This is a genomic window from Mesorhizobium sp. B2-3-13 (assembly GCF_006442195.1).
Classification (GTDB): domain Bacteria; phylum Pseudomonadota; class Alphaproteobacteria; order Rhizobiales; family Rhizobiaceae; genus Mesorhizobium; species Mesorhizobium salmacidum.
This window is the reverse complement of the sequence record NZ_VFVQ01000009.1, coordinates 15,909-39,731: the sequence shown is the minus strand read 5'-3', so window position 1 is coordinate 39,731 and position 23,823 is coordinate 15,909. Positions and strand designations below refer to the sequence as shown.

At 62.3% G+C, this 23,823-nt stretch carries 28 protein-coding genes; 17 read left to right on the top strand and 11 right to left on the bottom strand.

Annotated elements, in window-relative coordinates; translation table 11 throughout:
• Positions 1-34: 34 nt before the first annotated feature.
• The 5 genes from FJ941_RS12725 (at position 35) to FJ941_RS12705 (ending at position 4,399) form a co-directional block, all read left to right on the top strand.
• On the top strand, positions 35-553 hold the full coding sequence (locus tag FJ941_RS12725) for an RNA polymerase sigma factor (RefSeq protein ID WP_140505985.1): 519 nt from the start codon (positions 35-37) through the stop codon (positions 551-553).
• On the top strand, positions 550-1,341 hold the full coding sequence (locus FJ941_RS12720; RefSeq protein WP_140505983.1) for an anti-sigma factor: 792 nt from the start codon (positions 550-552) through the stop codon (positions 1,339-1,341). The genes FJ941_RS12725 and FJ941_RS12720 overlap by 4 nt, the downstream gene beginning before the upstream one ends.
• A 208-nt stretch (positions 1,342-1,549) precedes the next feature.
• Positions 1,550-2,647 carry a GNAT family N-acetyltransferase/peptidase C39 family protein gene (locus FJ941_RS12715; protein WP_140505981.1) on the top strand — a complete coding sequence of 366 codons (1,098 nt, stop codon included), beginning with the start codon at positions 1,550-1,552 and terminating at the stop codon, positions 2,645-2,647.
• On the top strand, positions 2,647-4,110 hold the full coding sequence (locus FJ941_RS12710) for a RimK family protein (RefSeq protein ID WP_140505979.1): 1,464 nt from the start codon (positions 2,647-2,649) through the stop codon (positions 4,108-4,110). Before FJ941_RS12715 ends, FJ941_RS12710 begins: the two co-directional genes overlap by 1 nt.
• Positions 4,111-4,126: 16 nt before the next feature.
• Entirely contained in the window at positions 4,127-4,399 is a 273-nt protein-coding gene (locus FJ941_RS12705) for a DUF3303 family protein (RefSeq protein WP_027144175.1), read from the top strand.
• Positions 4,400-4,415: 16 nt separating this feature from the next.
• Here the strand turns inward: FJ941_RS12705 and FJ941_RS12700 are convergent, their stop codons facing one another.
• A complete protein-coding gene (locus FJ941_RS12700) occupies positions 4,416-5,333 on the bottom strand; it encodes a LysR substrate-binding domain-containing protein (protein ID WP_140505977.1) in 918 nt (305 codons plus the stop codon).
• Positions 5,334-5,446: 113 nt separating this feature from the next.
• Between FJ941_RS12700 and FJ941_RS12695 the strand changes: the two genes are divergently transcribed.
• Complete coding sequence (locus tag FJ941_RS12695) at positions 5,447-6,337, top strand: fatty acid desaturase family protein (protein ID WP_140506239.1); 891 nt, start codon at positions 5,447-5,449, stop codon at positions 6,335-6,337.
• Between the two features lie 15 nt (positions 6,338-6,352).
• On the opposite strand, the gene FJ941_RS12690 is transcribed toward FJ941_RS12695, so the two are convergent.
• From FJ941_RS12690 to FJ941_RS12680, 3 genes are all read right to left on the bottom strand, one after another.
• On the bottom strand, positions 6,353-8,488 hold the full coding sequence (locus FJ941_RS12690; RefSeq protein WP_140505975.1) for an EAL domain-containing protein: 2,136 nt from the start codon (positions 8,486-8,488) through the stop codon (positions 6,353-6,355).
• A 65-nt stretch (positions 8,489-8,553) separates the two neighbouring features.
• Positions 8,554-9,189 carry an HD family hydrolase gene (locus tag FJ941_RS12685; protein ID WP_140505973.1) on the bottom strand — a complete coding sequence of 212 codons (636 nt, stop codon included), beginning with the start codon at positions 9,187-9,189 and terminating at the stop codon, positions 8,554-8,556.
• On the bottom strand, positions 9,189-10,049 hold the full coding sequence (locus FJ941_RS12680) for a folate-binding protein YgfZ (RefSeq protein WP_140505971.1): 861 nt from the start codon (positions 10,047-10,049) through the stop codon (positions 9,189-9,191). Before FJ941_RS12680 ends, FJ941_RS12685 begins: the two co-directional genes overlap by 1 nt.
• Positions 10,050-10,124: 75 nt before the next feature.
• Between FJ941_RS12680 and FJ941_RS12675 the strand changes: the two genes are divergently transcribed.
• Together FJ941_RS12675 and FJ941_RS12670 are read left to right on the top strand one after the other, a co-directional pair.
• Positions 10,125-11,456 (top strand): dihydroorotase, encoded by a 1,332-nt coding sequence (locus tag FJ941_RS12675; RefSeq protein ID WP_181169792.1) that lies wholly within the window; start codon positions 10,125-10,127, stop codon positions 11,454-11,456.
• 100 nt (positions 11,457-11,556) lie between these two features.
• Positions 11,557-11,988: a nucleotidyl transferase AbiEii/AbiGii toxin family protein gene (locus FJ941_RS12670; RefSeq protein WP_246673796.1), complete on the top strand. Its 432-nt coding sequence runs from the start codon at positions 11,557-11,559 to the stop codon at positions 11,986-11,988.
• Positions 11,989-12,059: 71 nt separating this feature from the next.
• On the opposite strand, the gene FJ941_RS12665 is transcribed toward FJ941_RS12670, so the two are convergent.
• From FJ941_RS12665 to FJ941_RS12650, 4 genes are all read right to left on the bottom strand, one after another.
• Positions 12,060-12,848: a hypothetical protein gene (locus tag FJ941_RS12665; protein WP_181169776.1), complete on the bottom strand. Its 789-nt coding sequence runs from the start codon at positions 12,846-12,848 to the stop codon at positions 12,060-12,062.
• Positions 12,849-12,918: 70 nt separating this feature from the next.
• The gene (locus FJ941_RS12660; RefSeq protein ID WP_140505965.1) at positions 12,919-13,176 is read right to left on the bottom strand and encodes a hypothetical protein; all 258 of its coding nucleotides are present in this window, start codon (positions 13,174-13,176) and stop codon (positions 12,919-12,921) included.
• 353 nt (positions 13,177-13,529) lie between these two features.
• Positions 13,530-13,907, bottom strand: a complete 378-nt coding sequence (locus tag FJ941_RS12655) for a TIGR02301 family protein (protein ID WP_027144167.1) — start codon at positions 13,905-13,907, stop codon at positions 13,530-13,532.
• Between the two features lie 111 nt (positions 13,908-14,018).
• Positions 14,019-14,441, bottom strand: a complete 423-nt coding sequence (locus FJ941_RS12650; RefSeq protein WP_140505963.1) for an NUDIX hydrolase — start codon at positions 14,439-14,441, stop codon at positions 14,019-14,021.
• 119 nt (positions 14,442-14,560) lie between these two features.
• On the opposite strand from FJ941_RS12650, the gene FJ941_RS12645 reads away from it, so the two are divergent.
• Positions 14,561-15,322 (top strand): SOS response-associated peptidase, encoded by a 762-nt coding sequence (locus tag FJ941_RS12645; protein ID WP_140505961.1) that lies wholly within the window; start codon positions 14,561-14,563, stop codon positions 15,320-15,322.
• 79 nt (positions 15,323-15,401) lie between these two features.
• Here the strand turns inward: FJ941_RS12645 and FJ941_RS12640 are convergent, their stop codons facing one another.
• Both FJ941_RS12640 and FJ941_RS28955 read right to left on the bottom strand, forming a co-directional pair.
• Positions 15,402-15,557, bottom strand: a complete 156-nt coding sequence (locus FJ941_RS12640; RefSeq protein WP_140505959.1) for a hypothetical protein — start codon at positions 15,555-15,557, stop codon at positions 15,402-15,404.
• Positions 15,558-15,668: 111 nt separating this feature from the next.
• On the bottom strand, positions 15,669-15,809 hold the full coding sequence (locus FJ941_RS28955) for a hypothetical protein (protein ID WP_181167474.1): 141 nt from the start codon (positions 15,807-15,809) through the stop codon (positions 15,669-15,671).
• Positions 15,810-15,976: 167 nt separating this feature from the next.
• Between FJ941_RS28955 and cysS the strand changes: the two genes are divergently transcribed.
• The 8 genes from cysS to rarD all read left to right on the top strand — a co-directional run bounded on the left by cysS (position 15,977) and on the right by rarD (position 22,786).
• Positions 15,977-17,428 carry a cysteine--tRNA ligase gene (cysS, locus tag FJ941_RS12635; RefSeq protein WP_140505957.1) on the top strand — a complete coding sequence of 484 codons (1,452 nt, stop codon included), beginning with the start codon at positions 15,977-15,979 and terminating at the stop codon, positions 17,426-17,428.
• Between the two features lie 14 nt (positions 17,429-17,442).
• Entirely contained in the window at positions 17,443-17,856 is a 414-nt protein-coding gene (locus FJ941_RS12630; protein ID WP_246673795.1) for an endonuclease domain-containing protein, read from the top strand.
• Positions 17,853-18,239, top strand: coding sequence for a VOC family protein (locus FJ941_RS12625; protein WP_140505955.1), 387 nt, complete (start codon positions 17,853-17,855; stop codon positions 18,237-18,239). Before FJ941_RS12630 ends, FJ941_RS12625 begins: the two co-directional genes overlap by 4 nt.
• 6 nt (positions 18,240-18,245) lie before the next feature.
• Positions 18,246-18,737: a GFA family protein gene (locus FJ941_RS12620; protein WP_027144161.1), complete on the top strand. Its 492-nt coding sequence runs from the start codon at positions 18,246-18,248 to the stop codon at positions 18,735-18,737.
• The gene (locus FJ941_RS12615) at positions 18,734-19,210 is read left to right on the top strand and encodes a GFA family protein (protein WP_027144160.1); all 477 of its coding nucleotides are present in this window, start codon (positions 18,734-18,736) and stop codon (positions 19,208-19,210) included. Before FJ941_RS12620 ends, FJ941_RS12615 begins: the two co-directional genes overlap by 4 nt.
• Positions 19,207-20,157 carry a prolyl aminopeptidase gene (pip, locus tag FJ941_RS12610; protein WP_140505953.1) on the top strand — a complete coding sequence of 317 codons (951 nt, stop codon included), beginning with the start codon at positions 19,207-19,209 and terminating at the stop codon, positions 20,155-20,157. Before FJ941_RS12615 ends, pip begins: the two co-directional genes overlap by 4 nt.
• Positions 20,154-21,776 carry a citramalate synthase gene (gene cimA / locus FJ941_RS12605; protein ID WP_181169774.1) on the top strand — a complete coding sequence of 541 codons (1,623 nt, stop codon included), beginning with the start codon at positions 20,154-20,156 and terminating at the stop codon, positions 21,774-21,776. Before pip ends, cimA begins: the two co-directional genes overlap by 4 nt.
• 83 nt (positions 21,777-21,859) lie before the next feature.
• On the top strand, positions 21,860-22,786 hold the full coding sequence (gene rarD, locus FJ941_RS12600) for an EamA family transporter RarD (RefSeq protein ID WP_140505949.1): 927 nt from the start codon (positions 21,860-21,862) through the stop codon (positions 22,784-22,786).
• Here rarD and FJ941_RS12595 read toward each other — a convergent pair.
• A complete protein-coding gene (locus FJ941_RS12595; protein WP_140505947.1) occupies positions 22,764-23,762 on the bottom strand; it encodes a transporter in 999 nt (332 codons plus the stop codon). The two genes, rarD and FJ941_RS12595, sit on opposite strands and share 23 nt — an antisense overlap.
• Positions 23,763-23,823 lie beyond the last annotated feature (61 nt).

Sequence of the window (23,823 nt, the reverse complement as noted above, 5' to 3'; positions counted from 1 at the left end):
GAGATCAACAAGGGCGACCTCAGAACCAGCGGTCATGAACGAAAAGAAGGCAGCAATCCTTGGCGAAATACCGCGCCTGCGACGCTACGCACGCTCGCTTTTGCGCGACCGCGATGCTGCCGACGATCTCGTTCAGGACTGCCTTGAGCGCGCGCTGTTGCGGCTCGACAATTGGCAGACAGGAGAAAGCCCCAGGAGGTGGCTGTTTACGATCATGCATCATTTGTTCATCGACCAGATGCGCAAGGTGAATCGCCGCGGCGAAGCGTCGATGCTGCCGCTGGAGGCGGGCGAGACGGTTGCCCAGCCGCCCGAACAGTTGGAGGGCATCGCTTCGCGCGAGATCATCGACGCATTGCAGGCGATCAGCCCGGATCGCCGCGCGGCGCTGGTCATGGTCGCCATTGAGGGCTTTTCCTATGCCGAAGCCGCCAACATTCTGGGTGTGCCCGCGGGCACGCTGATGTCGCGCATCGCGCGTGGCCGTGAGGAACTGCGTGGGTTGCTGGACGACACAGCACGCCGCCGAGCCATAAGGATCGTCGAGAAATGATCCGCCGCGATTTTTCCGAACGGGACATCCACATGGCGCTCGACGGCGAACTGCCGCCCGATGAACGTGCCGCCTACGATGCCTGGCTCGACTCCAATCCTGAGATGAAGGCCAGGAGCGCCCGCTTCACCGCCGACCGGGAGGCATTGCGCTCGGCTTTTGCCGGCGTACTGGATGAGGCTGTACCAGTGCGCCTGCGCAAGGTGGTGCTCGGCGAAGCGCCTGTTAAGGTTGTGGTGCCACGCTCACGCTGGTGGCTTGCCGCCACTGCGGCCGTGCTTCTCGCCACGGGCGGATTTGGCGGCTACTTTGCCGGCATCGGCGGCCTCGGGCAGGAGGATCCGGCGGAGGATCAGCTCGCCGAACAGGCGATCGCCGCCCACGTCATCTATGCCGCCGAGAAGCGGCATGCGGTGGAAGTTCCGGCCAGCGACAAGGATCATTTGCAGACCTGGCTGTCCAACCGGATCGGCCTGAATCTGGTGGTGCCGGACCTGAGCGCGAACGGCTTCCAATTGGTTGGTGGCCGGTTGCTGCCGGCCGGCGAAAGCAAGGCCGCGATGCTGCTTTACGAAGACGACAAGGGCGAGCGCATATCCCTCTTCGTGACGGCTGAATCGACCGAGAATGCCAAGGGTACCTACGCTTCGGCGCAGGACGGTCCGCAGGCCGTCTACTGGCTGGACAAGGGCTATGGCTGTGCCGTCGTCGGTTCGCTGCCGCGCGAGCAATTGGCGGCCGTGGCCAAGAGCGCGTATGGCCAGCTTTTAGCCGGGCTGGCCAGTTGAGCCGGTTGCGAACTTGCGCGGCCGACTGACTTGAAAACAGCGATTGCGTTCAAAGCTTGCCAGCTTCCCTGTCGTCGCGGAAACTGTCACAATTCGGCCCTAATCAAGGAGCGATAGCGCTTGATGAATACCGGCGCTTCGGCCGGTGTTCGCGACGCTTTTGACCGGGGCCGTTTTCCGCAACGCAATCGAGGTTTTCTCAAGCCGCATGCCTGCCGAGATCCGCAAGGCCCGCGCGTCAGACGTCGATGATCTCGCCGCCATCGAGAAAGCCGTGTTCTCGAGCGACCGCATTTCCCGCCGCTCCTTCCGCCAGTTCATCGAGCGGGAGACCGCCGAGACGCTGGTCGCCGAAATCGATGGCCGCGTAGGCGGTTATGCGATCGTGCTGTTTCGCAAGGGCAGTGGCGTGGCGCGGCTCTATTCCATAGCCGTCGGACCGTTCTTCGGCGGGCTCGGCATAGGCCGCCAATTACTGTCCGCGGCCGAAGAGGCAGCCTTCGAACACGACCGCATGATGCTGCGTCTCGAAGCGCGCGAGGACAATGGCCGCGCCATCCATATCTACGAGCAGGCCGGCTACCGCAAGATTGGCCGCGAGCCGGGGTACTACGAAGACGGCGCGACGGCGCTACGCTATGAAAAAACCCTGCGCGGCGACCTTCCGGTCGCCACCAGGGTGCCGTTCTACCAGCAGACCTGCGAGTTCACCTGCGGTCCATGCTGCCTGATGATGGCCATGGCCAATTTCGATGGTGGCTTCGTACCCGACCCGGTGATGGAAATCCGCCTCTGGCGCGAGGCAACGACCGTGTTCATGATGTCTGGACCAGGCGGCTGCGAACCATTCGGTCTGGCCGTTTCGGGGTACGAAAGCGGGCTTGCTGCGGAGATTTACGTTTCCTTCTACGGCGCATTGTTCCTGCAATCGGTGCGCAGCGAGGAGAAGCGCCGGGTCATGGAACTGGCACAGGTCGACTTTCGCCGCCGCGCGGAACTTTACGGCATCCCGGTGAATTACCGTCCGTTCACCATCGACGATATCAGGGCGGCTCTCGCTGGTGGCAAACTGGTTCTGGTGCTGATCAGCGGCTTCCTGATGTTTGGCAAGAAGGTGCCGCACTGGGTGCTGGCCATCGGCGATGATGGCGATCATATTCTGATCCACGATCCGTGGGTCGAGGATGAAAGGCAGGAAACCATCCTTGATGCCGCCAACATTCCCGTGCCTTACGGCATCTTTATGAACATGGCGCAGTTCGGTCGCGACGGACTGCGTGCCGCCATCACTTTGGGAAAGAGATAATGACCTGGGTCATTCTTACCGGCAGGCAGAGCGATCTCGACCAGGTGGCGACACCGCACAAGATCATCACCAATCGTGACTATCTCGCGCATCCCTCGCTGTTCCGCGGCCAGCGGCCGAAGGTCATTAACCTGTCGAACAACTACGGCTACCAGAGCCGCGGTTATTATGCGTCACTGCTGGCAAGTTCGCGCGGCCACAAGGTCATCCCGACCGTCGAAACGATGATCGACCTGTCGGAGCGCAAGCTCTACGAGCACGCCTTGCCGGAACTGGAACTGGCGCTCAACAAATGCCGCAAGGATCTCGGCGGTATATTCCCGGCGAAGGTCTGCATCTTCTTCGGGATCGGCCCGTCCAAGGTCTGGGACCGTTTTGCCAAGCTGTTGTTCGACTGGTTCCGGGCGCCGGCGCTCGAAGTCCACATCAAGGACAGCGCCGAATGGGCTTCGATCCGCAAGATCGGCTTCCACCCGCTGGCGCGAATGACCGAGGACGCGGAAAAGAGCTTCATCCAGTGCCTGGAGACCTACACCAACCGTGAGTGGCGCGACACCAAGGGCCGCACGCCGGCGCGGTACACCTTCGCCACGCTCGTCGACCCGCATGAGGAATTGCCGCCCTCGGAAATCTCCTCGCTGCGCTACTGGGCCAAGATCGCCGAAAAGATGGGGGTCGAAATCGAGCCCATCACCAGGAAGGACCTCGCCAAGCTCGCGAATTACGATGCGCTGTTCATCCGCGAGACCACCTCGATCTCCAATCATACCTATCGTTTCGCCCGCCGCGCCCAGCAGGAAGGCATGCCTGTCATCGACGACCCGCTGTCGATGATCCGCTGCACCAACAAGGTCTATCTCAACGAACTGATGGCCTACAACAAGGTGCCGGTGCCGCCGACGGTGATGATCGCCGGCGCCTCCGATCTCGAACTCGCGGCGCAGACGCTGGGTTTTCCCCTGGTGTTGAAGATCCCGGATTCGTCATTCTCGCGCGGTGTCAAGAAATGCGCCAATTTCGAGGAGCTGAAGACGCTTGCCACCGAATGGCTCGAGGATTCCGATCTTCTGATCGCGCAGAAATTCATCCCGACCGAATATGACTGGCGTGTCGGCGTGCTCGGTGGCCAGCCGCTGTTTGCCGTGCATTATCTGATGGCCAAGAAGCACTGGCAGATCGTCAACCACAAGGCCAATGGCAAGCCCGACCAAGGCGGCATCAAGACCTTCACGCTGAAGGAGACGCCGCCTCATGTCGTCGAGACGGCAGTGAAGGCTGCGCGCTGTATCGGCGATGGTCTCTATGGGGTCGACCTCAAGGAGACCAAGGACGGCGTCTTCGTCATCGAGGTCAACGACAACCCCAACCTCGATCATGGCTGGGAGGATTCCGGCGAGAAGGATGAGGTCTGGGTGCGGCTGACGCAGTGGTTCCTGGAGCGGCTGGACAGGCCGGGACGGTAATCAACCGAGGGGAAACATGCAGTTCATCGTCATCGAGGATTTCACCGGCTGCGACCGCAAGGAAATCTATCGCCGGTTCCGCGACCGCGGCCGCCTGAAGCCGGAGGAGCTTGTTGTGCATCATAGCTGGATCGCGGCCGATATGAGCCGCTGTTTCCTGCTGGTGGAGACCGATGACGTCACGCTACTGCAGCGATGGGTCATCGAATGGGCTGATCTGGTCGAGTTCGAGATCGTGCCCGTGGCGGCCAACAAGGACATGGTGGCGGCCTTGAGCGCGCACCTCTGACCATGGCCCCACCCGGTCAGCGCAGCGCCGGCGAGCCCACGGCGCGCTGGCATTCATCGATCAGCCAATCGCGGAACGCGGCCACGACGTCGCGCCTCGCGCTTCGCTCCGGGACGGTCAGGCAATAGGGCTGTCGCAGGGCAATTGCGCTCTTGGCGGGGCGGACCAGCCGGCCGTCCTCCACCGCCTCGGCACAGTAGATTCCTTGCGCCAGTGCCACGCCCAGCCCTGAAATGGCGAGGTCGAGGGCCGCGCGCGACGAATTGGCCGAGAGCCCGCGCCGTACCGCCCGGCCAGATTGGGCGCCCGCCGCCTCGAACCAGTTGCGCCAGGACGGAAACGATGCGCCGGTCGGTCCCCAATCCGTGTGAATGAGCGGCAGCCCGGCGAGCGGCTCGCCGCCCGCCTTGATCATCCCGGCAAGCTTTGGTGCGCAGACGGGGTAGACCGCATCCCTGGCAATGTCCTTGGTCGGATGCTCGCGATAATGCGGGCCGTAGGAGAGCCTGATGTCGATCAGCTCGCGGTCGAACGGCACCGGGTCGTCATCGCCCCGGAGCGATATGTCGGCGGCGCCATGGCTTGCGACGAAGCCGGCCAGACGCTGCGAAAGCCAACCCATGGCCATGGATGGCGGCACCGATACCACGAGGCGCGGGCGGAATGCGTCGCCGGCAAGCTCGCGCGAGACGCTGCCGATCTCTTGAAAGGCCACGGTCAGCCGCGGCAGCATTTCCACGCCGGCCTCGGTGAGGACAACGCGCCGGTTGACCCGCTGAAACAGCTTGCGGCCCATCTGCTCCTCCAAGATGCGGATAAGCTGGCTGACGGCGGCGGCCGAAACCGACAGCTCCTCCGCCGCCGCGGCAAAGCTGCCCGTACGTGCCGCGGCCTCGAAAGCCTGAAGCCCTTTCAGGGATGGAGATGTGACCATTGCCGCCCAATAAGATAAGCTTACCTTATCCAAATCGCAGGAATCGTCGTTTTTGGAAAGCTTTTTTGCCAACTAGGATGGTCGTCGTCAATATCCAGCCTGGATCGAAGCCGATGGACCATCGCGACATCATCGCGTCACTGACACCGGAAGAGCGCAATCGCCTGACGACCAAATCCGATGTAGCGGGCCTGTTCCAGCTCGGCGCTCACTTGGGCGCGATTGTCATCATCGGATCGTTGATCGCGGCCAAGGTGCCGTTCTGGCCATTGCTGGTGTTGCCGCAGGGCATTCTGATCGTGTTCCTGTTCACGCTGTTGCACGAGACGGTTCACCGCACGGCTTTCGAAACACAGCGGCTGAACGACGGCGTGGCGCGGCTGTGCAGCCTGGCGATCGCGCTGCCGGCCGACTGGTTCCGCTACTTTCATTTCGCTCACCACCGATACACGCAGGATCTGGAGAACGATCCCGAGCTCGCTTTCCCCAAACCCGAGACCTTGCGGCAATACATTGTCCACGTCTCGGGCCTCCCGGTGTGGTGGGGGCATGTCAAGACGCTGTACATCAATGCAGGTGGTGGCAGTCAGGAGAGTTATGTGCCGCCGAAAGGTCGACCCAAGGTACGGGCCGAGGCGCGCGCCATGATTGCCTTCTACGCTGTGGTCATTCTGCTCACTGTCTATTTCCGGCTCACCGTGCTGCTCTATGTCTGGATCATTCCCGCACTACTCGGGCAGCCATTCCTGCGCCTGTATCTGCTGGCCGAGCATGGCCGCTGTCCGTTCGTCGCCAACATGCTGGAGAACACAAGAACCACGCTGACCAATTGGGTGGTGCGCAAGCTTGCCTGGAACATGCCGTTCCATGCCGAGCATCATGCCTATCCCGGAGTGCCGTTTCACCAATTGCCGCGGTTTCACGCGCTGATCGAGCGGCATCTGAAGGTGGTCGAGCCCGGCTACGTCAGCTTCCACGAGAAATACCTGGAAACATTGAGCTGACATGTCCCGATGCCGTCAGCCGGTTTGGCTGCGCGTCGCACGTGACTTCAATAGGCGCTGGATCTCGGCCGGCTTCGATGGCACGCCGATCAGATAACCTTGCGCCTCGACACAACCATTGTCGCGCAGCATGTCGAGTTGCCTCTCGGTTTCGACGCCCTCTGCCGTGACCACGATGCCAAGCTCGGCACCCAGCCCGATGATGGTGCGAACGATCGCCGCCGTGTCGCGGTTGCCCATGTCGCGGATGAATGATCGGTCGATCTTGATCTTGTCGACCGGAAACCGTCTGAGGTAGCCGAGCGAGGAATAGCCGGTGCCGAAATCGTCCAGCGCAATGCGGATACCGAGTTCACGCAACTGGCGCAGCGTTTTCAGCACGGCTTTGCTCTCGTCCATCAGCACGGTTTCGGTGATCTCCAGTTCCAGCTGTCCGGCCGGCACGCCGGAAAAAGCCAGCGCCGAGATGACGCTGCGGGCAAATCCGCTGCTTTTGAGCTGCACCGCCGAGACATTGACCGCGATGCGCAAACCCGGCGGCCAGCTAGCCGCCACCGCGCAGGCTTTCCTCAGCGCCCATTCGCCAAGCGGCACGATCAGTCCTGTCTCTTCGGCGACCGGAATGAAGTCGTCCGGCGCCACCCTGCCGCGCGCTGGTGAATGCCAGCGCATCAAGGCCTCCGCGCCGATGATCTCGCCCGAGGCGATGTTCATGATGGGCTGGAAATCAAGATCGAATTCCTGGCGCGGCAGTGCCGCCTCCAGATCGACTTCAAGCGCCCGGCGGGCCTGCACCACGGCGTCCATTCCAGGTTCGAAGAAGCGATAGAGGTTTCGCCCATCGTTCTTTGCCCGATAGAGCGCCGTATCGGCGTTCTTCAGCAGCGTGTCGGCGTCACGGCCGTCGGCGGGGAAAACGGCGATGCCCAGGCTGACGCCGACATGCATGTCCCGGCCCTTGTCGCGAAATGGTTTTGCGATTGCCTCGACGATGCGTTTCGCCAGTTTCTCGGCATCGGCAATGCCCACGGAGTTGGATTGGATGACGACGAACTCGTCGCCGCCGAAACGGGCGATCATATCTGCATCATTGCGCAGGCAGCGCTGCAGTCTTTCGGCCACACTCTTCAACAGCCAGTCGCCGGCGGGGTGTCCCCAGGTGTCGTTGACCGCCTTGAAGCGGTCGAGGTCGAGCGAGAAGATCGCGAGCGGTGTAGCGGCCACATCCTCCAGCGCAAGGTCGAGCCGCTCGCGAAACATCGATCGGTTGGGCAGTCCGGTCAGCATGTCGTGATGCGCGAGATGGGTCATGCGCTCTTCGGCCAGGCGGCGTTCCGTGACGTCGTCGAACGTCGCCACCCAACCGCCGCCACTCATTGGCTGGCGCACGACCAGAAATGTCCTGCCGTCGGCAAGATGGCGATAGGTCGAATGCGTTTTTCCCGCCCGCCGGCAGGCTTCGGTCTTGGCGACTTCGCTGTCGACGTCGATCTTCGTGTAGATGCCGAGTTCCAGCAGTCGTTCGAGCGCGTCGCGATGCGTCGTTCCAAGCGGGAAGTCGGCCGCCGTGACGTTGTACAGTTCCAGAAAACGCCCGTTGCGCACGATCATTTTGCCGTCGGCGTCGTACATCAGCAGGCCTTGCGACATGTTGGCGAGCGCTGCGTCGAAGCGGCGATGCTGCTCCTTGAGATCCTGCTCGGCGCGCCGCTGTTCAGTAATATCCTCGTAGATCGAGACCCACCCGCCCGAAGCCAGCGGCCGGTGCGAGATAAGGATGATGCGGCCGTCCGACAGGATTTCTTCGTAGGTCGAAGGCTTCGCCTGGTCGATATAGGGCTTGCGGATGGCATAGAGCTCGTCGGCGCTTTGCGAGGCGACGCCGAGGTCGACGCTGTGCCGCAGGATATCGAGGAAGCGGATGTCTGGCCGTATCAGCTTGGCGTCGAGGTGGAAGATGTCGATGTAGTTGCGGTTGCAGATGATCATGCGTTCATCGGCGTCGAACATGCACAGGCCATGCGACATGTTTTCGACAGCGGCTGAAAAACGTTCGTTCTGCTCGCGCAGCTCATCTTCAATGCGGCGCGACCGCTCCACGCCTCCGGCCACCCGTTCCGGGACGATCGAACCATCCTTGACGACGGGCATGAGGCGCCCCTGCGGTGTTTGATCGAACACCACACTGTTGACGCTTTCGGTTAATTTAGCGTTTTCTACCCTAGCGCAGATGTCGCAACGTGATGTCTTGAGGTCTCGATCGCCGAAAACCGCTTCAGGAACGCATTCTGTGCCCAGATCACCGAGCGTGGCGTGAAGTCGAAACGTTCGGCTGAAAAACCGCGCGGGCGGCCGAAGAACTCGCTCGCCTCGGCGGTCGAAAAGCCGGCGAGCAGCGTAGCCTCGAAATAGGCGGCGATCTGGTCGGCGCGCTTGATCTCCTTGCGCAGGGCAGCGGCCGGTTCGGGAGGCAGCGAGAAACGGAGATGGATGGCGCGTTGCAGGCGCAATTCGCAGTCCCTGTAGCTGCCGCCCATCACCGACTTGAATGGCGAGATCATGTCGCCGATGACATATTCCGGCGCGTCGTGCAGCAGTGCCGCCAACTGGTCGTCGGCCGAAGCCTGCGGCACCAGCTCGTTGAACAGCGTCTCGACCAGCAGTGAATGCTGGGCCACCGAGAAGGCGTGCTCGCCGCTGGTTTGGCCGTTCCAGCGCGCGACGCGGGCAAGCCCATGGGCGATGTCCGAAATTTCGATGTCGAGCGGCGAGGGGTCGAGCAGGTCGAGCCTGCGGCCGGACAGCATGCGCTGCCAGGCGCGTGGTGGCGCACCGGCGCGGTCTGCCGCCATCAGGCTTCCTCCGCGCCGGCGATTTCCTGCGGGAAACTGAATTTGGCCCAGGCGGGGATGGTGAGCGTCACTGGCACGTTGTCCGCCAGGACCGGCTGGCCGGCGTCGAGCGCCGCCTTGACCCTGTCGATGCGGGCGATGGCGAGCCCGGTCAGGGTGACGGTCGAGCCGAGCGTGCCGACGGGTCGCCCGCCGACGGTGAGTTCGGCACCCGCGGCGGGCAGAGGAAGCCCAGCCTGGACGATCAGCACGCGCCGCCGGGCTGTGCCCCGATGCTGCATGCGCGACACGACCTCCTGGCCGACATAGCAGCCCTTCTTGAAGCCGACACCGCCCATCTCGTCGAGCAACACGTCATGCGGGAACGCATCGCCGAGTGCATAGTCGGACCCGCTCTCGGCAATACCGTGGGCTATGCGGAAGGCCTGCCACGCGGCGATGTCGCCGGCCTCCGCTGTGCCGGCATGGAAGCGCGTGACGCCTTCGTCGCCAAAGCGCCTGTCGGCAACTGCGGTTGAATCACTTTCTGAGGCGATTGACTCTTTTCCCCATGCGACAGTGACAAGCGTTTGTTCCGACTTGGCAATCTCGACCTTGGCGCGAAGCCTGTAGAGCATCAGCCGGCGAATGAAATCGTCTGAAACGTCGGCACGGCATTCGATGCGGAAGGCGTTTTCTCCTGCCCGTGAGATCAGGAAGTCGAACAGTATCTTGCCTTGCGGCGTCAGCAGCGCGCCCGGCTTGGCCTCACCATTGCCAAGCGCCTCGAGATCGGTGGTCAGGATGTTTTGCAGAAAATGTTCGGCATCCGGGCCGGAGACGGAGATAAGCGCGCGGTCTTTCAGCAGGGCAAAGGGCATGGAGCGGATAGAAGCCTGATCTTGCAAAACGGTTGGTCATTACGTAAGCCGCTGACACTCCCCCCGCAAGAGAGCATCACCATGACCTATGACCTCATCCTGACAGGCGGCACAGTGGTCAATCATGACGGCGAGGGGTTGCGCGACATTGGCGTGAAGGGCGGTCGCGTCGCCGCGATCGGCGATCTGCGCCAGGCCTCGGCCGGCGAGACGATCGACTGCCGGGGCCTTCATATCCTGCCTGGTGTCGTCGACAGCCAGGTGCATTTCCGCGAGCCGGGACTGGAGCACAAGGAAGACCTGGAAACGGGATCGCGGGCTGCTGTGCTCGGCGGTGTCACCGCCGTCTTCGAGATGCCCAACACCAACCCGTTGACCACCAGTGAGGCAACGCTTGCCGAAAAGGTCCGGCGCGGCAGCGGCCGCATGCATTGCGATTTTGCTTTCTGGGTTGGCGGTACCCGCGATAACGCCAGGGATGTCGGCGACCTCGAGCGTTTGCCGGGAGCTGCGGGAATAAAGGTCTTCATGGGGTCGTCCACCGGTGACCTGCTGGTCGAGGACGACGAAAGCGTCGCCTCGATCCTGAGGAATACCCGCCGCCGCGCCGCTTTTCATTCGGAGGACGAGTTCCGGCTGCGCGAGCGCCTGGGCGAGCGCATTGAGGGCGACCCGTCATCGCATCCCGTTTGGCGTGACGAGATCGCCGCCTTGCGCTGCACCGAACGGCTGGTGCGCATCGCGCGCGACGTCCGGGCCCGCATCCATGTCCTGCACATTTCGACCGTCGAGGAAATCCTGTTCCTCGAACAGCACAAGGATGTCGCGACCTGTGAGGCCACGCCGCATCATCTGACGCTGAGCGCCGACGATTATGCGCGGCTCGGCACGCTGATCCAGATGAACCCGCCGGTGCGGGACAAGCGCCATCGCGACGGCGTCTGGCATGGTATTGCGCAGGGCATTGTGGACGTGCTCGGCTCCGACCACGCGCCACACACATTGGCGGAGAAGGCAAAGCCCTATCCGGCTTCGCCCTCGGGCATGACCGGCGTGCAGACGCTGGTGCCGATCATGCTCGACCACGTCAACGCCGGCCGGCTGACCCTGCAGCGCTTCGTCGATCTCTCCAGCCATGGCCCGCAGCGCATCTTCGGCATGGCCCGAAAAGGCCGTGTCGCCGCCGGCTATGACGCCGACTTCACCATTGTCGACATGAAGCGGCGCGAGGCCATCACCAACGCGCAAGCCGGCTCGAAAGCCGGCTGGACACCTTATCACGGCAAGGAGGTGACCGGTTGGCCGGTCGGCACGGTCATTCGCGGTCAGCGTGTCATGTGGGAGGGCGAAATCGTTACGCCCGGCCAGGGCAGGGCGGTGGAGTTTTCCGAGGCATTGCCCGGCTAGACGGCCATCGCCGACGCGTCAGGTCGCCGACGCGTCACGTCTTTGATTTTTAAGCGCTCTGCACTATGTTCAGAGCACGATGAAGGCACAATTCGCGCCTATGATTGACCCCGCCGAGTTTCCAGAGCTGCAAGCAATCGTTCGTGAAGCCCGCATCCCATTGCAAGGTCGTTTCGATGAAGATCTAAACGTACCTTCTTTGATCCCCTCGGACATGTTCGCCGAGAAGTTATTGGCGAATGCCGACCGATGCCAAGACCGTGCTGTCGGCTATCGCGATGCTATTGATCTTGGGATGTTGGTCAGTGCCTGTCGGGAGATCCCGAACGACGCCGTAGCGAAGGCTCAGGCTGCATATGGACAGGATGTCCAGCACAAGGTTGCGTGGGTGGTCAACAAGCTTCGGGAAACGGTAGAGCTGAGTTACGCAGCCGAGATTCTGCAGATGCAGGCTGATAAGGCTAGCGGTGCCATCTCGTTTCTTCGAAACGAAAGCATTCGCATTTGGTCGAATGCTGACATCATTGCATAGCCCGCCAGCCCACTTAATGGCAACATTGTCTACAATGCTGCTCGCATCCTGCCGCGAGCAGGCAGGCACCTTCAATCGCCCGCGACGAAGAAGGTCCATTGCCCGGCAGGCGTGATGCCGACGCGGTAGAAGATGTAGGCGCCGAACTGCTTCATGTCGTCGAAATCGCCGGCGGTGACGATCTTGAACAGCTCGACCCGCTGCTTGGCGTCGAGCCTATCGAGCGGCAGCGCGAAGAAATACGGCCAGACATAGAGTTCCTGTGGCGTACCCGCATCGACATGGACGTAGCCGGCGCTAAGCACCTCCTCCAGAATGGCCAGGATCTCCTGGCCGTCAGGGTCGCCGGACAGCGCTTTGAGGAAGGCGATGGCATCGCCATCGATGTCGGCCAGCGACAGCTGGGTCATGCTGTCGCCCTTGCCGATTAGAGGCCTGAGCTTCTCGATGTCGCCGCTCTTGCAAGCTTCGATGATGAGGTCATGCATGCGTCGCACGGACTCGGGCAGCTTGCCGAGGTCATAGACGACCTCGGGCAAGGGCGCCTGGGGATCGACACGCGGCCTGTTGCTGCCGCCATCCGACGGAATGTCCGGTTCCGCGGCGTCGGGAGCGGCCGGTTGGCTGGCCGAAGGCGGCGTTCCCAGCGGGCCAGGCACGGGAATCGCGCCCCCAGGCGACGACGTGTCGTCGTCAGTCGAGGGTGTGACCGGCGAGGGGAGTTCTTCGCTTTTGATCTCGCTCAGCGCATAGGCAGGGCTGCTGGCCAGGCACGTCACCAAGGCAATCGCGCCACAGCAAGCAGCGAGGCGGATGTAGAGGACAAGGCCCTTCGGCCTGCCTGACATCGGAAAATTCACTGCCCCTATCTCCCTGCTGCCGGGCATGGTGCCCGGTCGGCATCTACTCGTCAAAGAACCTGATGTTGGTTCAGTGCCGCGGCCGCTCGGGTTCGAAGGCGCCAGCAATCACCTTTTCACGCATACGGTCCAGCAGGGCAAGGGCCGAGGTTTCGCCATTGGCGCGCAGCATTTCGCCGAATGCCGTTTCGAGCGCCGCCTCGGCAATGATCTCGGGCTCGATGCCGGCCGAAAGGCCTTCCGCCCAGGCTTCGCTGTGGCTCTCAACCGCCGTCAGGCGCTTCTCTTCCCTGACCAGCGCGTCGATGTCGTTGGCAGCATGTTCCATAAGCGATGTCCACCCTTTCAAGCGGCAACCCATCAGTGGTGGATCAGGCTTGATCTGTTCCATTCATAGGCAGCGCCAAGTAAGTATCTGTAAATACGACATTTTTTTGGTCGCGTTTTACAGGGGCCAATTGTGTTTGGCGAAGCTGCGTTTCAACCCGGATCAAACTTAGCCGATTAGGCCGGCCTGCGGGGCGAAAACCTTCAGTTTGAGTTAATTCCGCATTCGCGTGGTAACGTTTGATTAACGCTGTTGCAGAAGTGCAACATCAGAATTGCACCAAGACATGGACAGGCACAAGTAGGATATGCCGACGATCCTTGCCGACGCGCCTAATATCTGTTGATGGATGCTCAGTTGCCATAACGCGAGGCGATGTCGCGCGACAGCGTCTCACCTTCCTTCATATAACGGCTGATGGCTTCAGCGGCCGAAGCGGTGCACTGGGTGTAGGTGCCGCCGAAGGAGCGATAGCCGCGGTTGAAGCTGGCGATGAAGCGGGCGCGGCGTTCTGGATCGGGATTTTCCGAATCGAGCAGTTTTTCCATCTCGCCCCGCCACTGGTCGCCTTTCTCCCCGCACAGATTGCGCAGGAAATGCAGCGACCCCAGAACCTCCGCCAGTCGCATCAGCCCCGGCTCGAACGGCGACTCGGCACTGAACGCGGGCCGTACCGGGACGGCCGCGCTGACGGCAAGGCAAATGGCGAGGAGTATTGACGGACGGTTCATAAGCCCAAAGCCGATATGGTCCGCCGAACGGCCTAAATCGTGGATGGCGAGACAACATAAGCGTTGTGACGAAACAATTTGTCGCCTGCAAGGCGATTTTTCAGTGCTGCGTCAGCGTGTTTGAATGTGACCGAGGAGTTCCTCGGCGACCGCCAACACCGAGCCGGCAAGCGGCAACAGGGTCATCTCTTTAAGTGTGTAGAAGGCAGCTGTCTCGGCGTCGTCGCTGGCCACGGCCTCGCCACCGGCATAGGCGGCGCCGAACACCGTGAGGAGATAGTCGACCGGGTGGCCGTCATCCCTGCCGTCGATGTGGATTTCCCGAAGCGGGCGCAAACCGGTGGCACGCAAGCCGGTCTCTTCCATCAGTTCACGCCGTGCCGCGTCCTCCAGTGTCTCGTCGCCTTCGACCTTGCCGCCGGGAAAGGCGTAGAACCCTTGCGAAGGCGGCCGTGCCCGTTTCACGAGGAGTAAGCTGTCGCCGCGCACGACGGCGACCGAGACGGCGGGAAGTGTCTTGCGTGCTTTGTTCATGATCAGGCTCATTCGAGGACCGGTCTGTTGTGGACCGCCCAGTAAGGGGAAGCATTACCGGTTGCGCAACACCGGTTCCATAGCCACGTTCGAAGCCGAACCATTCGAAAGGCTCCATTATGTGCGGACGTTTTGCCTTGACCGCCACGCCGGACCAGACCGCCGCCTTCCTGGGCCTTGCCGAGCTGGAGGATTTCCCGGCCCGCTACAACATCGCGCCGACACAGCCGGTCCTGATGGCGACCGCCGGCGTGCCCCGGGCTCCAGGCTCTAACCTGCCGGACCGGCAGCCGATGCTGGTGCGCTGGGGCCTCCTTCCCGCCTGGGTCAAGGACACCAGGGAATTTCCGCTGCTGTTCAACGCGCGCTCCGAAGGTGCGATCGAAAAGGCCTCGTTCAAGGCCGCCATGCGCCATCGGCGCGCGCTGGTGCCGGCATCCGGCTTTTACGAGTGGCGGCAGACCGGAGGCAAGAAGGGGCAACCCTATTGGATCCGGCCGCGGCATGGCGGGCTGGTCGCCTTTGCCGGTCTGATCGAAACCTATGCCGAGTCGGGCGGCTCGGAGATGGACACCGGCGCAATCCTGACCGTGAACGCCAATGCCGACATCGCCCATGTCCATGACCGGATGCCGGTAGTGATCGATATCCCCGACTTTGCCCGCTGGCTGGATTGCCGCACTCGCGAACCGCGCGAGATCGCCGATTTGCTGCGGCCGGCGCGGCCCGATTTCTTCGAGGCGATTCCTGTCTCCGACCTCGTCAACAAGGTCGCCAACACCGGACCGGAGATACAAGAGAGGGGCGAGATCGGACCTGAGCCCGAGAAAGCCAGGTGCAAGAAACCCGGCGCGGACGACAGTCAAATGACGCTGTTCTAGCGAAGCCCGTCGAGGACTTAAATCAGGGCGCTTGTTCGTGCCCCTCGGTGCCGGCAATTGCGTCGGCTGGAGCGCCGTTTCAGGCGGCGCGGGGCGATACGATCTTCTGCGCCGGCTTGTTCTTCTTGGCGGTGTGAAGAAGGGCGGCGACGATAGCTGCCGGGCCGATCGCACGATAGTGGTTGGTCAGCGCCGGTTGCTTGGCGCGGTTGGCTTCCTGCTTGCTTCGAGGCATGTTTCTCTTCCCAGATAACGTTTTCGTGTATGCGATTTGGTCGCTGAATCAGACCAAATCGTGACGCTTGGTGATCTAGCCGGCGAATGTTTCATGACTGTGCCGACATGTTTAATAAAATGTTTCATTGGCTGATTCCGTGTGATCGGGCGATGCGTTTGCCAGTCTTTGCGACGTTTTTCCCGGGATCAGCGACTTGACGGCAACACCGGCCAAGGCGATAAAGCCGCCCATGAAAACGTCTTTCGCCATTTGTGGCATTTGCATTATTGGCTAGCCTCGCGCTGGTCCGGACGTTTTCGCCTCATCTTTCCCCAGATTGGACAAACGCCCCGGCCAGCAGGCTGGAGCCAGATTTGCGCCTCGGCGCTGGGCTGGCTCCATCCAGACAAGAAGTTCTGAAACCGGGAAGGCATGGAATGTCTGACGCATCGCAGGGCCTGCGCCTCTACAACACGCTGACGCGCACGAAAGAGGACTTCGTGCCGATCGATCCGCGAAATGTGCGCATGTATGTCTGCGGCCCGACCGTCTACGACTTCGCCCATATCGGCAACGCCAGGCCGGTGATCGTCTTCGACGTGCTGTTTCGTCTGCTGCGGCATCTCCATGGCGAGACGCACGTCACCTATGTGCGCAACATCACCGACGTCGACGACAAGATCAACGCGCGCGCCTTGCGGGACTTCGGCGGCGAGATCGCTTCAGGGGCGCTTTCGCTCAACGAAGCGATTCGGCGGGTTACCGAAAAAACGGCCGATCAGTTCCATACGGATGTCGCGACGCTTGGCTGCCTGGAGCCGACGGTCGAGCCGCGCGCCACCGAATTCGTCGAGCCCCGCGCCGACGGCAAGGCTGACATGATCACCTTGATTCAAAGCCTGATCGGGCGCGGCCATGCCTATGTCGCGGCAGGCGAAGTGCTGTTCGATACGGCGTCGATGCCGGACTACGGGCAATTGTCGAGACGCAATCTCGACGAGCAGCAGGCCGGCGCCCGCATCGCCGTCGACGCGCATAAGAAGAACCCCGGCGATTTCGTGCTGTGGAAACTGTCGTCGCCGGAGGAGCCCGGTTGGCAAAGTCCATGGGGCAGGGGCCGGCCCGGCTGGCATATCGAGTGCTCGGCCATGTCGGCCGCCTATCTCGGCGAGGTCTTCGATATCCATGGCGGCGGCCTCGATCTGATCTTCCCGCACCATGAGAACGAGATCGCCCAGTCGCGCTGCGCCCACGGCACGTCGGTCATGGCCAATGTGTGGATGCACAATGGCTTCCTGCAGGTCGAGGGCCAGAAGATGTCGAAGAGCCTCGGCAATTTCTACTCGATCCACGAGTTGCTGGAGACCGACACTTTTGGTGGTCGCAAATGGCCCGGCGATGTGCTGCGGCTGGCGATGCTGATGACGCATTACCGCGAACCGATCGACTTTTCCGTGCGCAAGCTGGAGGAGGCGGAAAACACGCTGCGCAAATGGAAACGCGCGGCGGATCTGGCGCCGGCCGCGGGAAGTCAGTTGCCGGTTGAAGTCGTGGAGGCGCTGTCGGATGATCTTGCGACCTACGCGGCCTTCCAGCAACTCACCCAGCTTGCCGGCGAGGCGACCGACTTTGACGGTAGCGGCGACAACGCCGCCGCCGTCGCATTAAAGACCGCGCTCACCTTCCTTGGCTTCGATATTGGCGCGACCAAGGTGGACGACACCGTGGTCGCCAAAGCGATTGCCGAGCGCCTGACGCTTATCGCTGCGAAAAATTGGACAGAGGCCGACCGCGTGCGCGATGAACTTCTGGCGCAAGGTGTACAGTTGAAGGACGGCAAGGACCCGGTCACCGGCGAGCGCGTGACGACGTGGGAGATCAAGCGGTGAGGCTAATGGCGGGAATGGAGATCCATCATCTCGTATCTCCCCTTAATCGTGGCAATGCGCGCAAGATGCGCAAGGCAATGACCGATGCCGAACTCAAACTTTGGAATGAGATACGTGCACATCGCCTTATGGGGCTGGCTTTCAGGCGCCAGATGCCGATCGCTGGCTACATCGTCGACTTTGCTTGCCCGACCAGAAAACTGATCGTCGAGATTGACGGCTCCCAACATGCAACGGCCAAAGCCTCGGAGATGGATGCGGCACGTGCCGCGAAGCTTGAAGCGCTGAGCTGGACCATCCTGCGCTTCTGGAATGACGACGTCATCCGGGATATCGACAATGTCTGCCAGCACGTCGTGATCGTGGCCGGTTTGGCCGATGCTGTGATGCCGGCAAGCCAACCAGCAACGGAGGAGCTCGTTCCATGATCGATCATCTTGGCATCGCCGTTTCCGATTTCGATGCCTCCAAGGCCTTCTACGACAAGGCGATGGCGCCATTGGGCGCCTCGCTGCTTTACATGGTGCCGCAGGAATATACCGGCGGCACCGAGGTCGGCGGTTATGGCCGCGACCGGCCGGTGTTCTGGCTGAGCGCGGCAAGGGAAAAGCCCCGGGATCACCAGCACGTCGCCTTCACAGCGCGCAGCCGCGCCGAGGTCAACGCCTTCCATGCCGCCGCCCTTGCAGCTGGCGGCAGGGACAATGGCGGGCCGGGCCTGCGTCCGCACTATCACCCCAACTACTACGGCGCCTTCGTCTTCGATCCCGACGGCAACAATGTCGAGGCGGTCTGTCATGATCCGGAGTGAAAACCGATGAGCCTCGACAACCGGCCGGTCTACACCGGCGGCTGCCAGTGCGGCGCGGTGCGCTTCCGCGTCGAAGGCGCGCTTGGCGACGCCTCGGTCTGCCACTGCCGCATGTGCCAGAAGGCGAGCGGCAATTTCTACCTGCCGCTGGTCTCGGTGCGGGGCGCCAAGGTCGACTGGACGCGCGGCGAGCCCAAGCGTTTCCGTTCCTCCAATGCCGCCTGGCGCGGCTTCTGCGCCGACTGCGGCACGCCGCTGACCTTCGAGGCGCCCGACGGCATGGCGCTGGCGATCGCGGCCTTCGACGATCCGGCTGGTATCGCGCCGACCATTCAATGGGGCACGGAAGCAAAACTGCCCTATGTGGATTCCATTCCGCGATTGCCGGGCGAGGATACGATGGCGGATATTGGCTCGGCCCCCTATCTCGCCGAACTCGTCTCCTATCAGCATCCCGACCACGACACCGACCAATGGCCGCCGGAGGAGAGACCATGACCGAGACCGTCCGAACCGGCGGGTGCCAATGCGGCGCCGTGCGCTTCCGCATCAAGGGGGCGCTTGGACGCGCGTCCATCTGCCATTGCCGCATGTGCCAGAAACAGTTCGGCTCCTTCTTCGGCGCCTTGGTGACGGTGCCCAAGGACGGCGTCGAATGGACCCATGAAGAACCAAGTTATTTCCAGTCTTCGGTCAACATCGATCGCGGATTCTGCGCCCGTTGCGGCACGCCGCTTACCTATCGCCAGCCCGGCGGGCTCGAGATCGCCATCGGCGCCTTCGACGACCGCTCGGATTTGGCGCCGCGAATCCAGGTCAACTACGCGGCACGGCTGCCTTGGGTGGAGACGATCTTCGATCAGCCTGTCCACGATGATCCCGACTATTACGCGCGGCAGGAGCAGATCATCTCCTTCCAACATCCTGATCACGAAACGGCCAATTGGCCGCAACAGGGCCTGAAACTATGAGCTTGCGCACCCTCTATCCGGAAATCGAACCGTTCGACTCGGGGATGCTCGACGTCGGTGATGGCCATAGGGTTTATTGGGAGCGGTCAGGCACCAAAGGCGCCAAGCCGGCCGTGTTCCTGCATGGCGGGCCGGGCGGCACCATCTCGCCAAAACACCGGCGGCTGTTCGACCCCAAGCTTTACGATGTCATCCTGTTCGATCAGCGCGGCTGTGGAAAGTCGACGCCGAACGCCTCGCTGGAGGCCAACACGACCTGGCATCTCGTTGCCGACATCGAACGCCTGCGCGAAATGGCCGGCTTCGATAAATGGCTGGTGTTTGGCGGCTCTTGGGGCTCGACGCTGGGGCTCGCCTATGCCGAGACACACCCTGATCGCGTCAGCGAACTGGTGGTGCGCGGCATCTATACGCTGACCCGCGCGGAGCTCGAATGGTACTATCAGTTCGGCGTCTCAGAGATGTTCCCAGACAAATGGGAGCGCTTCCTGGCGCCGATCCCGGAGGCCGAGCGCAGCGACATGATGGGTGCCTACCGCAAGCGGCTGGTCGGGTCCGATCGCAAGGCTCAGATAGAGGCCGCCCGCGCCTGGAGCCTGTGGGAAGGCGAGACGATCACCCTGCTGCCGGAGCCTGAAACCAGCGGTCCGTTTGGCCAGGATGACTACGCCGTCACCTTCGCCCGCATCGAGAACCATTATTTCGTCCACGCCGGTTGGCTGGAGGAGGGGCAGTTGCTGCGCGATGCCGGGAAGCTCAAGGACATCCCCGGCACCATCGTCCATGGCCGTTACGATATGCCGTGCCCGGCGCGCTACGCCTGGGCGCTGCACAAGACGTGGCCCAAGGCCGACTTTCATCTGATCGAAGGCGCCGGCCATGCCTATTCGGAGCCGGGCATCCTCGACCGACTGATCTGCGCGACGGACAAGTTTGCAGGCAAATGACCATGCCCCGCGAGCGTCTCTATCTCTTCGACACCACGCTCCGCGATGGCCAGCAAACGCCGGGCATCGACTTTTCGGTCGAGGACAAGATCGCGATTGCAAAATTGCTTGACGAGTTCGGCTTCGACTATGTCGAAGGGGGTTATCCCGGCGCCAATCCGACCGACACGGCCTTCTTCCGGGAAAAGCGCACCGCACGCGCAAAGTTCGTCGCCTTCGGCATGACCAAGCGCGTAGGGGTATCGGCCTCCAACGATCCGGGGCTGGCGGCGCTCGTTCAATCGAAGTCGGACGCCATCTGCTTCGTCGCCAAGAGCTGGGACTATCATGTCCGCGTGGCGCTCGGCTGCACCAACGAGGAGAACCTGGGATCCATCAAGGCCTCGGTCGAAGCGGCGGGCGCTTCGGTCAAGGAAGCGATGGTCGACTGCGAGCATTTCTTCGACGGCTTCAAGGCCAATCCCGATTATGCGCTGGCCTGCGCCAAGACCGCCTATGATGCGGGCGCGCGCTGGATTGTGCTTTGCGACACGAATGGCGGCACGCAGCCCTCGGAAGTGCGGCTAATCGTTGAAAAGGTCATCGCCGCGGGCATTCCGGGCGAGCATCTCGGCATCCACGCCCATGACGACACCGGCCAGGCGGTGGCCAATTCCCTTGCCGCCGTCGAGGCCGGCGTGCGCCAGGTGCAGGGTACGCTGAACGGCATCGGCGAACGTTGCGGCAATGCCAATCTGATCTCGATCGTGCCGACACTGGCGTTGAAGCCGGCTTTCGCCGACCGCTTCGAGACTGGAATTTCAGCTGAAGCGTTGACCGGCATCTCTAGGCTGTCCCGCGCCTTCGACGAATTGCTGAACCGCGCCCCGGAAGCGCAGGCACCCTATGTCGGCTCGTCCGCCTTCGCCACCAAGGCCGGCATCCATGCTTCCGCACTGGCCAAGGAGCCGGCGACCTATGAGCATGTGCCGCCGGAATCGGTCGGTAACCGACGCCGTGTCATGGTCTCCGACCAGGGCGGCAAGGCCAATTTCCTCGCCGAGTTGAAGCGGCGCGGCATCGATGTGCCGAAGGACGATCACCGGCTCGATGCCCTGATATCCGTGGTCAAGGAGCGTGAAGCGTCGGGCTATGCCTATGAGGGCGCCGACGCCTCCTTCGAGCTCCTGGCGCGCAAGATGCTACATGGCCTGCCCGAGTTCTTCCACGTCACCTCGTTCCGCTGCATGATCGAGCGCCGGTTCGATGCCAATGGCCAGTTGAAGACCGTGTCGGAAGCGGTGGTCAAGGTGCTGGTCGAAGGCGAGGAGAAGATGTCGGTGGCCGAGGGCCATGGCCCTGTCAACGCGCTCGATATCGCGCTGCGCAAGGATCTCGGCAGATACCAGAACGAGATCGCCGATCTCGAACTCGCCGACTTCAAGGTGCGTATCCTCAATGGCGGCACCGAGGCCATCACTCGCGTGCTCATCGAATCGCATGACGGCACCGGTGCCCGCTGGTGGACGGTCGGCGTTTCCGAAAACATCATCGATGCCTCGTTTCAGGCGCTGATGGATTCAATCATCTACAAGCTGATGAAGAACCGCGAGATGGCGGGGCTGGTGGCGGCGGAGTAAGTTTGAACCATCAGCGAAAGTCCATTGATCCATCAGAACTTTGCGATGGTCTTGCCAAGGTTACTGGGCCATAGCGTAGGGCCATGGCCGCAGAAGCAATTACCCCCGATGCAGATTCAAAAGCCCGCCGCGGCTTCTTGCTGGCGCTGGGTGCCTATCTCTTGTGGGGGTTGCTGCCCTTCTACATGAAGGCGGTGGCGCATCTGCCGCTTGCCGAGGTGATTGCACATCGCATCGTCTGGTCGGTGCCGATTGCCGCGGCGGTCCTGATCTGGGCCGGCCGCACGGCGGACTTCAAGGCGGCAATCCGTTCGCCCCGCACCATCGCCATGGCGGCGCTGACGGCGGCGCTGATCTCGGTCAACTGGGGCATCTATGTCTGGGCGATCGCCGTCGATCGCACCGTCGAGACCGCGCTGGGCTATTACATAAACCCGCTGGTCAGCGTCGTCGTCGGCGCGCTGCTGCTCGGTGAGCGCCTCAATCGGCTGCAGATCGCGGCGGTGGCGCTTGCTGCGGTTGCCGTTGGCGTGCTGACAATCGAGGGCGGCAAGCTGCCCTGGGTGTCGCTGGCATTGGCGTTTTCCTTCGCCGCCTACGGCTTCTTCCGCAAGACCCTGCCGATCGGTCCCAGCCAGGGTTTCCTGCTCGAAGTGCTTTTGCTGTCGGTGCCGGCGTTGGGCTACATCATCTTCCTGATCGCCACCGGACAGGATCATTTCGTCTCCGGCAGTGGCACCGACACCGCGCTGCTCATCGGCTGCGGGCCGGTAACCGCCGTCCCGCTGCTGCTGTTCGCCTTCGGCGCCAAGCTGCTGCGCCTATCGACCATCGGCCTCATGCAGTACATCGCGCCAACCATGGTGTTTCTGATCGCCGTGCTGATCTTCGACGAGCCGTTCGGCACCACGCAGGCCATCGCCTTTGCCCTGATCTGGACGGCGCTTGCGATCTATTCATGGTCCATGCTGGCGACGGCGCGTCGGGCTACATCTGTCCGAGCCGCCTGACGAAAAGATAGGTCACGCCCGCGATCAGTAGCGATACGGCCGTGACCACCCAAAAGCCCAATGGGGTGTTGACCAGCGGCAAGCCGCCGACATTCATGCCGAACAGGCCCGAGATGATGGTCATCGGCAACAGCACCGCCGTCATCACCGACAGCACATAGAGCAGCCGGTTCGACTGCGTCGTCAGCTTGGCCATCAGCTCGTCCTGCAGCAGCCGCGTGCGCGCCTGCAGCTGCTCGCCATCATAGTGCAACGTCTGGGCGCGGTGCGACAGCCGCGCCGCCATGTCGTTGATCGAATCCGGCAGGTCGTTGCGGTGCGAATGGTCGAGATGGCGAAACAGATTGGTCAGCGTCGCCATCTGCCGATGGATGACCACCAGGTGCCGGCGTGCATCGACCAGCGCTTGCCGCTCATTGTGCCATGCGTCGCAGACGATACGGTCCTCGATGCCGTCGAGACTGTCGCTGAGTGTCGCGAGTTCGGCGGCCATTCCGTCGAACGACTGGCCGACGACAGCCTCGATCAGCTCGGCCGGAGAGCGGAATTTGCGCGATCCGTTCTCGATCGCCTTGCGGATGTTGTCGACCGATTGCAGCGGTTGTTTGCGGGCGCCGACCAGCATCGTATCGTTGAGAGCAAAGCGGAAATGACCAAGCCCGCCGGCTTCCGCCGAATAGTCATGGCGCAGGTCCGGCAGATCGCCATAGAGCCAGTCATCCTCGAGATCGATGTGGCAGCCATGGCTGGCGCTCAGGAAGGCTTCGCGCACCGGCGCCGGCAACGCCTGATCGGCGCCGATCTCGTGACGGGCGCGCATGTCGGAAAGCTGGTAGCTGCGCCATGTCCAGTGCGCGGCGGCGGCATCCCTGGTACGCACACCCTCGGTGGTAAAGTGATAGATGAAGAACAGCCCGTGTTCATCGGGCAGATAAGGCGACAGGTCAGTGCCTTCGGAGGGGAGGGCGATGTTCATGGCGGCTTCGCCGGTCTCTGATGCGGTCGGGGTCGCGGGGGCGGCCAAGCGCGATTTCTAG